Source organism: Clostridium sp. FP2 (assembly GCF_011065955.2).
Classification (GTDB): domain Bacteria; phylum Bacillota; class Clostridia; order Clostridiales; family Clostridiaceae; genus Clostridium_AD; species Clostridium_AD tagluense.
Genome location: NZ_JAAMNI020000001.1, coordinates 1,507,246 through 1,523,069, shown reverse-complemented (window position 1 = coordinate 1,523,069; position 15,824 = coordinate 1,507,246). Strand labels below are relative to the sequence as shown.

The 15,824-nt window shown below is 29.8% G+C and carries 15 protein-coding genes; 5 read left to right on the top strand and 10 right to left on the bottom strand.

Going from position 1 to position 15,824, the window contains the following annotated elements; translation table 11 throughout:
• The first annotated feature begins 10 nt into the window (after positions 1 to 10).
• Complete coding sequence (locus tag G9F71_RS07070) at positions 11 to 670, top strand: acetyltransferase (RefSeq protein WP_202017980.1); 660 nt, start codon at positions 11 to 13, stop codon at positions 668 to 670.
• Positions 671 to 989: 319 nt separating this feature from the next.
• On the opposite strand, the gene G9F71_RS07065 is transcribed toward G9F71_RS07070, so the two are convergent.
• Positions 990 to 2,582, bottom strand: coding sequence for a hypothetical protein (locus tag G9F71_RS07065; RefSeq protein WP_164951307.1), 1,593 nt, complete (start codon positions 2,580 to 2,582; stop codon positions 990 to 992).
• Between the two features lie 174 nt (positions 2,583 to 2,756).
• Here G9F71_RS07065 and G9F71_RS07060 point away from each other — a divergent pair, with 174 nt between their 5' ends.
• Entirely contained in the window at positions 2,757 to 3,539 is a 783-nt protein-coding gene (locus G9F71_RS07060; RefSeq protein ID WP_164951306.1) for a hypothetical protein, read from the top strand.
• A 62-nt stretch (positions 3,540 to 3,601) separates the two neighbouring features.
• Here the strand turns inward: G9F71_RS07060 and G9F71_RS07055 are convergent, their stop codons facing one another.
• Complete coding sequence (locus G9F71_RS07055) at positions 3,602 to 4,576, bottom strand: glycosyltransferase family 2 protein (protein WP_164951305.1); 975 nt, start codon at positions 4,574 to 4,576, stop codon at positions 3,602 to 3,604.
• 139 nt (positions 4,577 to 4,715) lie between these two features.
• Here G9F71_RS07055 and G9F71_RS07050 point away from each other — a divergent pair, with 139 nt between their 5' ends.
• Complete coding sequence (locus tag G9F71_RS07050; RefSeq protein ID WP_164951304.1) at positions 4,716 to 5,474, top strand: glycosyltransferase; 759 nt, start codon at positions 4,716 to 4,718, stop codon at positions 5,472 to 5,474.
• 86 nt (positions 5,475 to 5,560) lie between these two features.
• Here G9F71_RS07050 and G9F71_RS07045 read toward each other — a convergent pair whose 3' ends face one another.
• Both G9F71_RS07045 and G9F71_RS07040 read right to left on the bottom strand, forming a co-directional pair.
• Positions 5,561 to 5,821 (bottom strand): DUF3343 domain-containing protein, encoded by a 261-nt coding sequence (locus G9F71_RS07045; protein WP_164951303.1) that lies wholly within the window; start codon positions 5,819 to 5,821, stop codon positions 5,561 to 5,563.
• Between the two features lie 202 nt (positions 5,822 to 6,023).
• A complete protein-coding gene (locus tag G9F71_RS07040; protein ID WP_164951302.1) occupies positions 6,024 to 7,169 on the bottom strand; it encodes an aminotransferase class V-fold PLP-dependent enzyme in 1,146 nt (381 codons plus the stop codon).
• Between the two features lie 219 nt (positions 7,170 to 7,388).
• On the opposite strand from G9F71_RS07040, the gene G9F71_RS07035 reads away from it, so the two are divergent.
• Entirely contained in the window at positions 7,389 to 8,657 is a 1,269-nt protein-coding gene (locus tag G9F71_RS07035; protein ID WP_164951301.1) for a nucleotide sugar dehydrogenase, read from the top strand.
• 169 nt (positions 8,658 to 8,826) lie between these two features.
• Here the strand turns inward: G9F71_RS07035 and G9F71_RS07030 are convergent, their stop codons facing one another.
• From G9F71_RS07030 to G9F71_RS07010, 5 genes are all read right to left on the bottom strand, one after another.
• The gene (locus G9F71_RS07030; protein ID WP_164951300.1) at positions 8,827 to 9,534 is read right to left on the bottom strand and encodes a glycosyltransferase; all 708 of its coding nucleotides are present in this window, start codon (positions 9,532 to 9,534) and stop codon (positions 8,827 to 8,829) included.
• A 46-nt stretch (positions 9,535 to 9,580) separates the two neighbouring features.
• A complete protein-coding gene (locus G9F71_RS07025; RefSeq protein ID WP_164951299.1) occupies positions 9,581 to 10,309 on the bottom strand; it encodes a glycosyltransferase in 729 nt (242 codons plus the stop codon).
• A 38-nt stretch (positions 10,310 to 10,347) separates the two neighbouring features.
• The gene (locus tag G9F71_RS07020; RefSeq protein WP_164951298.1) at positions 10,348 to 11,040 is read right to left on the bottom strand and encodes a glycosyltransferase family protein; all 693 of its coding nucleotides are present in this window, start codon (positions 11,038 to 11,040) and stop codon (positions 10,348 to 10,350) included.
• Positions 11,041 to 11,119: 79 nt separating this feature from the next.
• Positions 11,120 to 11,881 carry a glycosyltransferase family 2 protein gene (locus tag G9F71_RS07015; RefSeq protein ID WP_164951297.1) on the bottom strand — a complete coding sequence of 254 codons (762 nt, stop codon included), beginning with the start codon at positions 11,879 to 11,881 and terminating at the stop codon, positions 11,120 to 11,122.
• A gap of 31 nt (positions 11,882 to 11,912) precedes the next feature.
• Positions 11,913 to 12,698: a glycosyltransferase family 2 protein gene (locus G9F71_RS07010; protein WP_164951296.1), complete on the bottom strand. Its 786-nt coding sequence runs from the start codon at positions 12,696 to 12,698 to the stop codon at positions 11,913 to 11,915.
• 317 nt (positions 12,699 to 13,015) lie between these two features.
• Between G9F71_RS07010 and G9F71_RS07005 the strand changes: the two genes are divergently transcribed.
• Positions 13,016 to 14,605 carry a glycosyltransferase family 2 protein gene (locus G9F71_RS07005; RefSeq protein WP_224626248.1) on the top strand — a complete coding sequence of 530 codons (1,590 nt, stop codon included), beginning with the start codon at positions 13,016 to 13,018 and terminating at the stop codon, positions 14,603 to 14,605.
• 88 nt (positions 14,606 to 14,693) lie between these two features.
• Here G9F71_RS07005 and G9F71_RS07000 read toward each other — a convergent pair whose 3' ends face one another.
• Positions 14,694 to 15,776, bottom strand: coding sequence for a glycosyltransferase (locus G9F71_RS07000; RefSeq protein ID WP_164951294.1), 1,083 nt, complete (start codon positions 15,774 to 15,776; stop codon positions 14,694 to 14,696).
• Positions 15,777 to 15,824: the final 48 nt, after the last annotated feature.

Below are 15,824 nucleotides of genomic sequence, written 5' to 3'. Positions count from 1 at the left end.
GATGTTTGTTTTGAATATTATTGTTATTGGTTCTTCTGGACATGCAAAAGTTGTAATTGATAGTATTGAAAAAGAAAATAAATATGAAATAATTGGATTGCTCGACAGATTTAAAGAAGTCGGTTCTAGCTCCTTCGGATACAAAATAATTGGAAAAGAAGAGAATTTACACAATTTAATAAAAATATATAAAATAGAGGGTGGCATTATTGCGATTGGAGATAATTTTATTAGACATACTGTTTATGAAAAAATTTCACAAAATATCCCTCAGTTTAACTTTATTAAAGTAATTCATCCTTCTGCACAAATAGCCAGAAATGCACTAATCGGAAAAGGCACAGTGATAATGGCCAATACTACTATAAGTAGTGATGCAACAGTAGGCGATTTTTGTATAATAAATAATAATTCATCCTTAGATCATGATAGTAAAATGCTAGATTATTCAAGTTTAGCACCAGGTTCTTCTATTGGTGGAAATGTAAAAATAGGTTTGTTTACGGCTGTTTCCTTAGGTGCAAAAGTAATTCACGGAATAACAATTGGAGAGCATACCATAATAGGAACTGGATCCACTGTAATAAAAAATATTCCAAAGTGTGTTGTAGCATATGGTACTCCAGCGAAAGTAATTAGAGGTAGAATTGCAGGGGAAAAATATTTATAAAATAAAAAATAGCTTATATCGAGTAAAAGAAGGGTATATCAAAATTATTTTGATACACCCTTTTTGTGCAGGTGCCACTAATAACCATTGTTCAGTCTCTTCATAAGGAGATTTATTCTCCTCTTTGAAAATCTTCCCATTAAGTCAATCACCATATATACTAATTATCTATATATATTTTTAAAGTTCAGTATATTATATTAACCTACTACCTACTTTTGTTACATAAATAAAAAGATTACTGCATTAAATTAATATAGTAATCTTTAATAAACATTTAAAAATTATTTGTATATGCATACTATATCTAGTCACATTACTATCTATTATTAAATAATCGTTTTAAAAGGGATTCCTTGATTTTTGAGTCTGTTATTATTAATTTTGAGTTTAGGTATTCCAATTGATTTCTTAAAGTATCAACTTCTTCATTAAAATATAAAATCTTACTTTCCTTTTCCATATTGACCTTCTCTTGCTCAAAAGTTTTCTCTTGCAACTTTGTAATTTGTTTTTGTTTTTCGTCAAACTGCTCTCTAAAAACTAATATCTCTCTTCCTTGATCAACGCTAGCATTTTCTAATTCATTGATTTTCCTTTCTTTGCTTATTAAACTCTCTTGAAGATAATTTATGTTTCCATTCAATAACTTCTTATCCTCTTGAAATTTTACATATTGTGTATTTATATCTTTCAATTTTTTTTCGTAAATTTCATTTCTAATAGCATGTTCTTGTATAGTATTTTTAAGTAAAGCAATTAATTCTTCTTTCTGTTTTAGTTGTTTTTCATATAAAAGCATTTTATTATAAGCAACATTTAAGTAAGATTTAGCTTCCAATAAGCATTGGTCACATTCTTTATAAGATTTATTCTTATTCGTAATACTACTTTCTAAAGGGTTATATTCATTTGGAATTATTAAAACTTCTACTTCATCATCATCCATTACATACATTTCGTTAATAATTAAATTCCTTATAGTTCTAGTTAAATTAGACATATATATTGATTTAATAACATCCAATGAAGCTAATAATTGAATAGCTGAAGGTGAACTAAAAGTCTTTCCTATATCCTTTGTTAAACAATTATAAATTTCATTATTATTTATCCATGAGCAATATAAATGACCTTCTATGGCAAAGAAAGAGCAGGATTTTATGTCCATACCCTCAAATAATATCTTATGTCTCTCTTTTATAGTTTCACTCTGTGAATAAATTAACAAATTCTTATTTTTTTCCTTTTTTATATATAATGAATGTATCTCGTCATTAATTGCTAAAAAAGAATAATCTATAAATGGCTCTCTACTTTCTTCTATTATATAAAAATCCGACCAGCTTTCAAATTCAGGGTTTAAAATTTTATATCCAAGTTTATAGTTTTTTTGTGATTTTTGATACATAATTAATAGCTTATTGTTGTCATCTGCAAAAATACTAAAAGAATAGTTGTATTTATCGTAGCTTTTATCTATTATTCTAGGGGATGCTAGATTAAAATTTTCATCAACTACTTGATGAAATAATGTTCTAATTTTTGTTTCTTTATTCAGTACATTATAAAATAAATAAATTTCATTTTTATTCAATATAGCCTTAAAAGATATGTCATATATTTCAGTCGTCTTTTTTAGAATAACTATATCCTCACTCCATTTATCTTTATTTAAAATTCGGAGCTTTATATTTCCCTTTAAATCTTCATATAAAAAATATATATCATCATTAGGAAGTAATAACACAGAAAAATTTCCACTACTATCCTTTTCTAACGCTTTATAATTGGATTCGTTATCTTCTTTTAGTATTCTATATAAAATCCCCCTATTTTTATCATATGTAAAATTCCAAGTAGTATAGTCTGATTGCTTTATAACATAAAAAGTTTTTTCAGGCAAAAACATTACTTTATCCCTTCTTTTAAATTATTCTTTATATAAAATATGCTAAGCATATTGCTAATTATAACTTTAATTTTTTTCCTCAATTAGCACACATTTTATAATAATTCATATTATGTTAGTATGGAAATATAAATCTATACTACTTATATTCATTTTATAGGGGAGGTACGTATTGTGAAACAATTTAGTACAAAAAAAGAAATTAAGGACATAATGCTAGAAATGGAAAGTCTATCAGAAAAACAGATAGCAACTACATTGACTGAAGAAACCCTTAAAGAACTTATGGGATCAAATGGATTCAAATCTAAAGCTGGATTAAGAATTGATCCTACATGTTCTCCTGACTGTGGAGACTGCATCACCACAATAGATTTTTGCTGTAAAACAACCATTGGAACAGGTTACTCTGTAATAATTGATGATACCCTTACTACTATACAATATAACAGTAACTTGTTCTGCTTTACTGACCCTTGTCCTTGTCCTATTACCGTTACACCTGGAGCAGGCTGTCCTACATTTTGCTTAACATTATATCCTACAAGGGTAATTGGTTGTATTGATTTTAAAACCTTTACTGGTAATGCTGTAGGTGAAAATTGTGCTGGTGGCCTTTGTGGAACTACTCTTAGTGGGGCTATATGCTGTGAAGGATCACAAAGTATAAATACTATTGTAAGTTATCAACAATGTCCACCAACATTAAGTGAAGCTCAACCTAAACCTATCCCTGCTAGTAGTCTTATTGTTACTGTAACTGCTTCTGCTGAAAAATGTGAAGATTGTACTCCTGCAACTGGTTCTCCATGTGAAGATACTGTTGTAAAATTCACTGGTTCCTTTATACTACCAGATGTATGTCCTACACCTTCTTGCCTTAACACACCATGTCCACAACCAATTTGTCCAACACTATGTCCTCCAACACCAACTTGTACACCAAGCTGTGGCTAATTAAAATCTATAAATAAGGATATCCTCACAAGTGTGAGGATATCCTTATTTAAGTAACAAAATTAAAACAAAACATTAAATTTTTTAAAAAAATAGTCATCACCATATACACGTTCTTTCATGTATTTATTTCTCTGATTTACGATTAAACCTGAAGTTCTATCTATCTCACTTGCTGCAGTAAAAAAATAATAATCTGCTTTTACTATATCCATAACCTTCTTAAGTCTCTCTATTCCAAAATGTGAGCAAGCAAGACATATAGTATTATAAGTAACATTCGCCGCTTTTACTTTATATGGAAAATTATTTCTAAAGAGATGTGGAATTATTACATCAGGATTAATAACTATTCTATATCCATAAAGCCATGCTTTAAGGCATATCTCTTCATCCTCCTTACCCCACACTTGAAAAAGATGATCAAACCCACCTATTCTATCAAACGCATCCCTTGTTATTCCTAGAGCTGCACCACCCGCAAGTGGGATCTCATCTCCCTCTTTCGGTTTCTTTGAAAACCAAGTAATTTTCAATTCATTATTCCATGTCTGGCCGTAACCTGCCGATGAGATATTTGAAATATCTGAAATACATGGGGCGACTAATGAAGCATTAGCCTTTTCTAAAGTATTAATTAAATCATCTGCCCACATATCAGGTACTTTTACATGGGCATCAAAGAAAAATAAATATTTTCCCTTAGCAGCTTTTGCCCCCATATTTCTTGCTGCTGCTGCACCTATATTATTAGCCTTAATTAGAATAATATCTCTATATTTGTCTTCGCTTATATAAGATTTCAAAAACTCCGTACTTCCATCTGTTGAAGCATCATCTACTACTATAACTTCACACTTAAGATGATTTTTAGACCCCAGTATTGAATCTATTGTCCATTTTATATTATTCACCTCATTTTTACAGGGAATAATTATTGAAACATCTACCTTGCTTACACCTTCAATTTCATATAATTCATTTATACTTTCTATGAAAAACCAACCCCTCTGATAATTGATACACCTAATATTCATTATATTTGTTAATTGAAATAATGTACCTATTTTTTATTTTTATAAATAGTTACAATAAATAGTTATCAATAATTGTATATACGAATAATGTATACTAAGCCGCTAATTTTCTCTTAATATTTAATTGTGGAGGTTAATTATGATTGAAGGGTTCAATAGAGAAAAGATATTAATTACGAAGTTTAGAGAAACATTAAAACAAGATTCTAAGCCTGGTGTATCTATAATTGCTTGTACTAATAAACCTAATTATATTGATAATATTTTTATAAATTATGCTAGGTCTAATTATCCTATAAAAGAGTTACTATTAATTATAAATAATAATAAAATTAGTTTAAATGATTGTATGCTTAAAACTACAAACTTTAATAATGTTAAAATATTTCAATTAGATGAAACTTGCACCCTTGGTGAATGTTTAAACCTTGGAGTCGATAAATCAAAATATGATTATATTTCTAAAATGGATGATGATGATTATTATGGCTCAAACTATTTAGAGGATAATATGAATGTATTTAAATATACTGATGCCAAAATATCAGGCAAATTAACTTACTTTGTTTATTTTGAGGATAAGACTACTTTAGGTATTATGTGCAAAGATCAGGAGTACAAATATGTATTCGCGGTAGCCGGTGGTACTATTACAGCTAAAAAGGAAGTTTTTAATAAGGTGAAATTTCGAAATATAACTTTTGGAGAAGACAAACAATTCCTTGAAGATTGTCATGAATTAGGATTTAAAATTTTTTCTAGTGATAAATACAACTATGTCCTAATGAGGCATAAAAATTTAGAGGAACATACTTGGAAAATACACTCTGAAGATTTTATTAAACATGTTAAAATAATTTCAGAAATACCTGATTTTACATCTATTATATCAGTATAAAGAAAAGCGATAATCTGAATTGTTTTATAACTTAAAATTAACACAAACTTAAAGGGACATTTCTAAACCCTTTAAGTTTGTAAAATCTACGAAATTAGTACATAACTAACTCTATTGCTCTCATTTACTATTTTGTAGAAACCTTTAACACTTAATTTATTACTTTTTATTTCCTGTGCTACGATATTGGTATCACTTTCGTCAAATCTAATAGCTTTAGTACATCCTATTGAAATATCGCTTGGGGCTGATACTAATTCAACTTTACAACCCTTACGGAGCAAGTTTTTATATAATAATGTTGAATGGCTATTAGAAACTAAAACTACAAGGTATTTAAATTTCATGAGCTTCAACTCCTATTTACTATACTGAAAAAAGATTTCATTTATTTCAATAAATATTAAAATAATTCATTTTATGAATGATTTATCCTACTATCATTATATTCATATATAGCTAAAAGGTTTTTATATTATTTACAAAAATCTACTCTATTAAACGTGAAAGTTTATATTTAAACTTTCTCTTAAATAAAAAAAGCCTCTTTTAAAGAGACCTTTTTTCATGTATATCTTTTAAAGCTTTGATAAGTTTTTCAATATCTTCTAAATTATTATAATACCCTGGACTTATTCTAACTGTGCCTCTGCGATTTGTACCAATTATTTCATGTATTAAAGGTGCACAGTGAAACCCTGTTCTCACCGCTATTCCTTTTTCATTTAGAAACTCTCCCACTTCAGAACAATCTGTATCGTCTAGATTTAATGAAACTACCGATCCTCTATTTTTATAATCAGTTCCGCCATAAATTTTAACGTAAGATAATTGACTTAATTCTTTTACCAAATATTCTACTAACATAATTTCATGTTTTCTTATATTCTCTATTCCTATTTTTTTAATAAACCTAATACCCTCGCATAATCCCGCTATTCCTGGTGTATTTAGAGTTCCACTTTCGAATCTATCAGGTAAAAAATCAGGTTGCTTCATAGAAAAAGACTCACTTCCAGTTCCCCCTTGTTTAAATGAATCTAGTTCTAATCCTTCTCCTATATATAAGCCTCCTGTTCCTTGGGGACCATATAATCCTTTATGACCTGGAAACGCTAATAAGTCAATATTGTCTCGTACTACATCTATTGGTATAACTCCCGCACTCTGTGATGCGTCAATCATAAAGATTATTCCTGACTCTTTAGCAATCTCTCCTATCGCCCTTATATCTTGAATAGTTCCTAATACATTGGAAGTATGATTTATTATTATTAATTTAGTATTTCTACGTATTTTCTTTTTTAAATTATTAATATTCAAATATCCATTTTCATCTACACTAAGGAGCGTAAATGTTATACCTTTTTCACTTAGATAATTTAAAGGTCTAAGAACTGAGTTGTGTTCAATTACTGTGCTAATAACATGATCTCCTGACTTTAATATGCCTTTTATCCCAATATTCAGCGCTTCAGTAGCATTACATGTAAAAATAATATTAAACATATTAGGAATATTAAAAATTTCACTGAGCTCTTCTCTCGTATCCATAATTTTAGATGAGGCCTCAACTGCCATATCATGAGAACTTCTACCAGGATTTGCAGCATAATTTTCCATGCACCTTAATACTTCGGAATAGACCTCCACTGGTTTTGGAAAACTAGTGGCAGCATTATCAAGATATATCATAAAATCCTCCTATTTTGCATATAGCGATTTATTCTTTATATAATATAAATATTTTAATATCTCGAATAATATGCTGAATAATTACAAAAACATACTTGAATTTTCTATTTAACAGAAATAAGGTAACCTCCGATTTTTTATTGCATATAATATATATTAGGAATAATAATTGTTCCATAAGTATGTTGAAAAATCAATTTAACTAGGAGGCAACTTTAAATGAATGTCTATATTTTTGGACTTGGACATATAGGATTACCTTTATGCGGATCTATAGCTTTATGCGGAAAAAAAGTCTACGGAATTGATATAAATCCCAATACCATAAAGAATATAGAGACTGGGAATATTAATATATATGAATACTATAATGATAAACATATTTCCGTAATTATAAAAGAGCTCATAGATCAAACGCAGTTAACAGTAAGCACAAAATTCACAAGAATAGACAATGAACCATCTATCTTTACTATTACTGTGGGAATTGGAACAAAAGAAGACAACTCCCAAGAACTCGCCCCCATACAAGCCGTATTAGATGAACTGTTACCTAAGCTTGTACCGAAAGATTTATTACTTTTTAGAACCACAATGATTCCTGGTACCTGCGAGAACTTCATACTACCTCAATTAAAAGCTCTTAATATACCAATTTACTTGGCATACTGTCCTGAAACAATTGCAGAAACTCATGCTTTTGACGAATTTGAGAATAATCCTAAAGTTTTAGCTGGAATTGATGAAGAAAGTTATAAAGCAGCCGAAGAATTTCTAAAATCACTGTCAAATGCACCTATTTACAAAGCTTCTAATATAAGAACTGCAGAGATGGTAAAAGTAGCTCAAAATATACACAGAGATGTTAATATAGCATTAGCTAACGAATTAGATGAAGCTGCATCAGCTTTAAATATAGATATATATGAGCTTCAACATCTAGCTAGTACTCATCCAAGAGTAGAGTTACTTGAGCCAGGTCCAGGTGTGGGCGGTTACTGTATTCCTAATGCCCTTGGCTATTTAAATGATTCATTAGTAGGTTTAAATGTGCCATTAAAATTAACGCACACTGCAAGAAGTATTAATAATGAAAAACCACTTAAAGTAGTACAAACGATAACACGTGCCTTAAAGGATGCGAATAAAAATATTGCTAATTCTTCTATTGCGATAATTGGTCTTGCAATGAAAGATTGCTGTGCAGACTGCAGATTAAGCCCCGCCTTAGATATTGTTAATCTTTTAGTAAAGGAAGGCGCAAACATAAAGGCATTTGATCCCCTTGTTCCACTTACCTATGCTTTTCAAACCTCAAGCTTTGACGAATGTATTAAAAACTCTGATTGTTTAGTGATAACCGCAAACCAACCTGGTATTAGGTTTAACATAAATGAAATGCAATCATTAATGTCAACTCCGATTATTGTAGTAGACACTAGAAATGTTTTTCCTTCATATGATAACGTTAATTTATATAGAGCTTAATAATGAAAAAATAATATTGTACTAAACTTGGATTAACTAATAGATGAGATGTCTAAAAATAGAAAGTAGAAAATGTAACCTAGATATTAGACACTAAAGAAAGGTGACTAGTATCTAGGTTTATTATTGTTTGACATCGTCATTATTTATAGTTTATATATACCAAATATTAATCTACCTTTCCAATATAATTTTGTAATATCTTATTAATTTTATTAATATCCAAAATTAAACCACCTATATTAAATCGTTGATTAAATCTGTTAAGTGTATTTGCTGAGTGAATATGAAATAGAAAATTTGTTTTATTAATAATCTCATGAGGTAGCTGTATCGCTCCTGCGTGCCCACCAGGTAATTTATATCTTATTTTCCCAATATAGTCCTCTGATTTATATATCAAAGTATAAAAAGGCGGACTTTCAAAATAGTAATCCGCTAACCTATTAATAACAGAATCATATAAATATCCTTTTTGATTTATGATTACTTTTGTTCCCTCTTTATGCTGAAAGTCGTGCAATTGTTGAATATAAGAAACATGATACATATCATCGCAATCAATCCTTACAAGATATAAATACTCGTAATCTTTTATAGTTTTCTCCATGGTGGGATTGAAAAATTTGTAATTTATGAATTGTATATTTTCTGGAAGCTTTTCATATCTACTTAATGCATCGCGAATCATATTCTCTGTAGCCGCATCATATAACAGAAAGGCTAAAAAATCTTGATTAGTTTGATTTTTTAAGCTTCTAAGCGTATAGTTCATAAAGATATTTATCCTTGTATCAATCCACTCCTTTGAAAGTCTAGAGTCATTAAAATTAAAGGTATTAAAAGCACTAACTATAATTATTTTTTTATTTATCAAAACTAAAACACCCCTTCCCTCTCCCTTATGCAGATTCGATGTTACTTTAGCCAATAAACTTTTTTAATATTTCCTTTATTAACGCTTCATCTTTTATTAAGTTATCCATATTAATATCCAGTCCATATCCATCACAAAATCTCCTGTAAGGATTAACTGTATTTTTATCGTGTATATGCCAGATATAATTATATTCAGAAATTATCTCATGTGGTAATTTATAATAAGGTATATGACCTGCTGGTATAGCATAATTATAGATTTTTTTATTCATTACATATGCCTCATATACTAAAGTGTAAAATGGAGGACAAAGATAGGAGATTTTCAGCATATTATTTTTGCTTGAATCGTATATAAAACCATTTTGATTAATTAATACGGCAGTATCCTTTTTAGGGTTAAAATCATATAGTTGCTGCACATAGTCTAGTCTAAGCATATCATCTGCATCTATTCTTGTTAGATAGACATAATCATAACTATCTATATCTTCTAATATCTTCTGTTTAAAAATATTTGCTTTTATAAATTGAATATTATAAGGCAACTTTTCGAATCTCATCAATGCATTATTTATAAGCTCTTCTGTACTATCCTCATACTTTAATAGGTAAATAAAATTTTGATTTGTTTGGTTTTTAAAACTTTTCATAGTATACTCCATAAACAGTTCCATCCTTCTGTCAATCCATTCTTTTGTAAAAATCTCATCTCTATTAGGTACAACACCCTTAATGTTAAAGTTGCTATTAATAATCATTTTTTTTCTCATAATAAATCAGCACTCCATATCTTTCTTTAAATAGGATTTTAAAAATTGTTAAAGTCAAAAAAATCACTATATTCCATTAAAAATATTTTTCTATTTTCAGTATATCCCGTCATATCATTACCATTAACATGTTCAACCCAAGGCTCTACCTGATTTGGTATACCTACCTTATATCCTGCCTTTAAAAATTCCATACATTGAGAAATATCATAAAAATGCCATCCTTTAAACAAATCTTCTCGCCAAAATATGTCATATTGTGTAATTAAAATAAGTCCATCTAGTGCTTGAACTTTTTTGTAATCTTCTTTAAACAATCCTATACGGGCAGGTCTTATTCTATCGCCATATTTCCTATATAATGCTCCGAAATTACATTTACTCTGCCACCATATTCCACTACTAGGAAGTTTTTCCGCACCAGCCATACCCATAATTCCAAGGTCCGGATATTTATTAAACAGACTTATAAAGTCACTTATAAAATTTTGATTATAAATAAACACATCCTGATGCATGTATACTTTATATTTACCCTTTGCTCTATCCATTGCCAAATTATAACCAGAACATAGACCTTTCGCATCTCTTATTTCTATAATATTAATGGAATATCCCTCTGGTATAATAATTTTGCTAATATACTCTACAGCTTTCTGCCACGTTGAATCATCGCTTATACAAAAAATAAAACTAACAAGTTTATTATCTATTACTTTCTCTTGCACCATATATCACCTCTATTAACAACCTATATATAATCTACTTTTACCAATGAATAATGATTCAATCCATTAATGTGAGTATTCACTAAATAAATCCTGATTTTTTTCCATCCATAAGCAGATAATTCAGCTCTTCTTTACCAAGCTTTCTAATATTTTTATCAAAGGTTTTTTGAAAATTATCATGTATTCTAAAGCTGCTTAAGGTTTCAGGGATATAGACACACTTTCCATTTGAAAGAAGACTTAACCACATAGCAATATCCACATTACATAAATATTGTCTTCCCATAAATAATCCAAAACCCTCTATATATTTTTTCTTAAATAAAACTGTGGTGGGCTCTCCTATAAAGTTCCTTTTCTTTAATAGCATAGTTCTACCAAGTTCTATTCCGTCAAATTTTCGAACTATGGTGGTAATGCTTTTAGTAGCAGCAATTTCTGGTAGTAATTTACCATCTCCATCAATTCTATTTCTTTGTGATGTTACCATAGTAACCTCATCATCTTGAAAATATTTCATCATGGTCTCTATTTTGGTAGGGTAAAAAATGTCATCATCCATTAAAAAATTTATATAATCACCAGTAGATAATTTCAGGCACTTATTTCCATTATTAATTCCATACTGGCCCAGTGGACCACCGTTGTTGAAATATTGAATTTGTGGATATTTTGCAAGGTATGGAACAATCATCTTCTGTACTCCATCATTGCTACTATCATCGCAAATAATTATCTCTAAATTGGCGTAGGTTTGTGATAATACACTTTCTAGTGCAATTTTTAAAAACTGCGGCTTATTATATGCTGGAATTAATATACTTACTAATGGTTGTTCCATATACTATTTCTCTCCTTATTATTTTATCTTTTTAACCATCCTCTAATAAAAATCCTGCTTTCTGACCATCTTCCTGAAGATATTCTAGCTCCTTGAGCCCCAACTTATGAACTTCATCTATAAAACCAGATTGTTCCCTGTGAATCCTAAAACTACTTAGTATTTCTGCAATATAAACACAATTCCCCTTTAACATTAGACTGAGCCAAGATGCCATATCAAAATTGCAATGATATTGTCTCCCCATAAACATACCAAAGTTCTCCACATCTCTTTTTCTAAATAGTACTGTAGTAGGTTCTCCAATAAAATTAATCTTTTGCGTAATCATCCTTTTACCAAGTTCTTTCCCTTTATAAATACTGTCTACAGCGGTAATAGGTCTAGTTGCTCTAATATCCGGAAGCTCATTTCCACTTTCATCAATTCTACTTCTCCTTGAAGTAACTAAGGAGATAGTTTTATCCTTTATATATTCCACCATTCTTTCTATTTTTTTAGGATAGAATATATCATCATCATTAAGAAAGTTTATATATTCCCCATTTGCCAACTGAATACATTTTTTACAATTGTTTAATCCATACTCTCCTAGGTTCCCACCATTATTATAATAATGTATTTGTGGGTGTATTTTTAAATAACGCATTAACATCCGCTTCGAATCGTCATTAGTGCTATCATCACAAATAATAATCTCTATATTCTTATAGGTTTGATCTAGTGCACTTTGCAGTGCAATTTCTAGGTAATTAGCTCTATTATAGGTTGGTATAAGCACACTTACTAATGGAATATTGTTTTTATCTTCTATCATTTTTCACCTCTAAAGTAAATTAGGATATATATAAAATACACTTATCCTAATTCATCTTATGTTTAACACTCCTAATTGTGCTCAGTACTTAATAACCCTTAAATTTAATATAGGCTTAAGTTCTTTACTTGAAAAACTAGTTTTTTTAATAAAATGTAACAATTAAAATTAGGCGTAATAGTATATAATAGGATTTTTGCAGAGGGTAACCCTAAAATTTTTTATGTAATTTGATTATAAACATGTAAGTTACTAAAAATGAATGAAGTCCGTAAGATATTCAAATAAGTATATTAATCTAAATGGAGGGACGGGAAGTGCTTGAAAAAATCAGAGTATTAATTGGAAGTCCTGTAAGGCAAGATAGCGAAATATTAGATGAATTTTTAGAGTCGTTAAAAGAAATTCAAAAGGAAAACATTCTAGTAGATTATTTTTTTATAGATGATAATGACAGTGAAGTTTCTAGTAATTTGCTTTATAATTTCTTAAAAATCTCAGAGGAAAAGGTAATTATTGAACAGGGTCAGAAGATTGATACCTATTTACGTACGGAAGATACCCATTATTGGAGGGAAAGTTTAATCTGGAAAATAGCGGACTATAAGAATCGAATTATAGAGTATAGTAAAAAAGAAGGATATGATTATTTGTTTTTAGTTGACTCAGATTTAGTCCTTCATCCAAAGACTTTAATATCCTTAATTAGTACGAATAAGGATATTGTATCTGAAGTTTTCTGGACTAAGTGGCAGAAAACTTCTGAGGAGTTACCTCAAGTTTGGCTATATGATGAGTATTCGCTAGTGCCTAAAAAGAGAGGGGAAGTAATAGCTCAAACTGAGTCCGATAATAGATATATTTCTTTTATAGAACAATTAAGACAGCCAGGGATTTATGAAGTGGGCGGATTAGGTGCTTGTACATTGATAAGCAAAAATGCGATAGATAAGGGTGTCAATTACGATGAAATTTATAATTTATCTTTTTGGGGTGAGGATAGGCACTTTTGTATTAGAGCAGCTGCACTGGGGTTTAGGCTTTATGTAGAGACTACCTATCCTGCTTATCATATATATCGCACGGAGTATTTGAATGGAGTTGGTGAATTTAAGAAACGATGCCAAAAAGATTTAAATATAATCGATAAAAAAACTTCAATTGATGAATTTAAAGTTGGTGCTTATAGCTTTAAAAGGGTAAAGAAAGCTAAAGATAATAAATTAACTTTAGCAATGCTAGTAAGAAATGAGAGTGAAAAATTTATTAAAGAGGTTTTAATAAAGGCCTCTCGATATATAGATAATGCAGTAATTTTGGATGACGCAAGTGAGGATAATACAGTTGAAATATGTAAGGAGATATTAAAAGATATTCCGCTTACGATAGTTTCAAATAAGGAACATGGATTTAACAATGAAGTTATTTTAAGAAAGCAATTATGGCAGATGACTATAGATACAAACCCAGACTGGATTCTATGCTTGGATGCAGATGAAATTTTTGAAGATAAAATGACAGATACGATTGAAACACTCATAAACCAATCAGACTTTGACTATTATGCTTTTAGATTATATGATATGTGGAATGAGACCCATTACAGAGAAGACGAGTACTGGCAAGCACACAATTACTATAGGCCTTTTTTAATCAGATATCAACCTAATTTTGCCTACCTTTGGCAAGAGACTGCACTTCATTGTGGAAGATTACCACAAAATGTATTTAACCTAAAGGGATGTGTGTGCTACATTAAGCTAAAACATTTAGGATGGTCAACTCAGAAATTAAGGGATGACAAATATATTCGATATTTAAACTTAGATCCAAAAGGAGAGTATGGGATTATGGAACAATATAGATCTATATTAGATGAAAATCCACAATTAATTAAATGGGAGTAGTACAAATAGTAGTATAAAGAGGCCTATGCATATAAAGTGCATAGGCCTCTTTACAGAGAATACTTTATTTCCTTGTAGAAGGATACAATTAAATAGTTGTCTTAAAATCTAAGCCTTCCAAGTATTTTTTATTATATAATATTCTTTCATCGTTAGGCCTAAATTGACTAGCGATTTCATTATGCTTGTATGCTAACTTATAATTTCCTAGCCTGTCATAGCAAACACATAGTTGCAAATGGGGCAGCCATGTCCAACAAGCATCATCGAAAAACCCCCAACTATCTTTAGGCTTTTCAAGTGTTGTAGCTATCTCATACCAAAAGGCCGCTTGTTTATATTTCTTTTCATTTAGGAAAGAAAATCCAATTTTACAGCAAGCCTCAGCTCTTAAAGTATCATATTCTGAGCTTTTAAAAGCATATTTTCTGGCTTCTTCTAACTTATTTATTGATTGATAATAATCACATAGCTTTCCGCATACTCGAATATTATCTTCAAACCAGCCTTGTTTTGAATCTAAAAACTTGTTGTAGTATTCTAGTGCCTCATCATATAGTTTATGGTCATACAATTCATTGCCATAGTAAAGTATATCTCTGGGAGTAAATTCTGCTCCTTGCTCTAATTTACCTCGATAAATTTCAAGATTTCGTTTGGGAGCTGAATGCATCTTTTTATGAGTTATACAAACTTCGCTATTGAGTATGTTTCCATGCACTTCCAAGTATTCGTGGACAAATCCGTGCCACTTAAATTCATTCTGTCCTTTAACCAGGCGATTGCGGCGAAAACTTGAAGTTATATTTCCATACTCATCAAAACCTACATTATACATCATAGTTACAGAATCTATAGAAAGGTCTAAAGTTTCTTTTAGTAACTTGAATTTCCTTAAATCTTCCGGAAGTAAAATATCATCAGCGTCTAGCCAAAGAATGTAATCTTGTGTCGCCTTGCTAAAAGAAAAATTTCTTGCATCAGAAAAATCATTGATCCACTGAAAATCATAGATATTTTGAGTATATTTCTTTACAATTTCTTTTGTTTTGTCTGTAGATCCAGTATCTACAACTATTATTTCATCTACTATATCTGTCACTGATTCTAGGCATCTTCCAATTGTATCTTCTTCATTTTTTACTATCATACATAGACTAATACTTATCATAAAATCACCTACAAAATAAATTTCACACTATATAATATGGAAGATAAA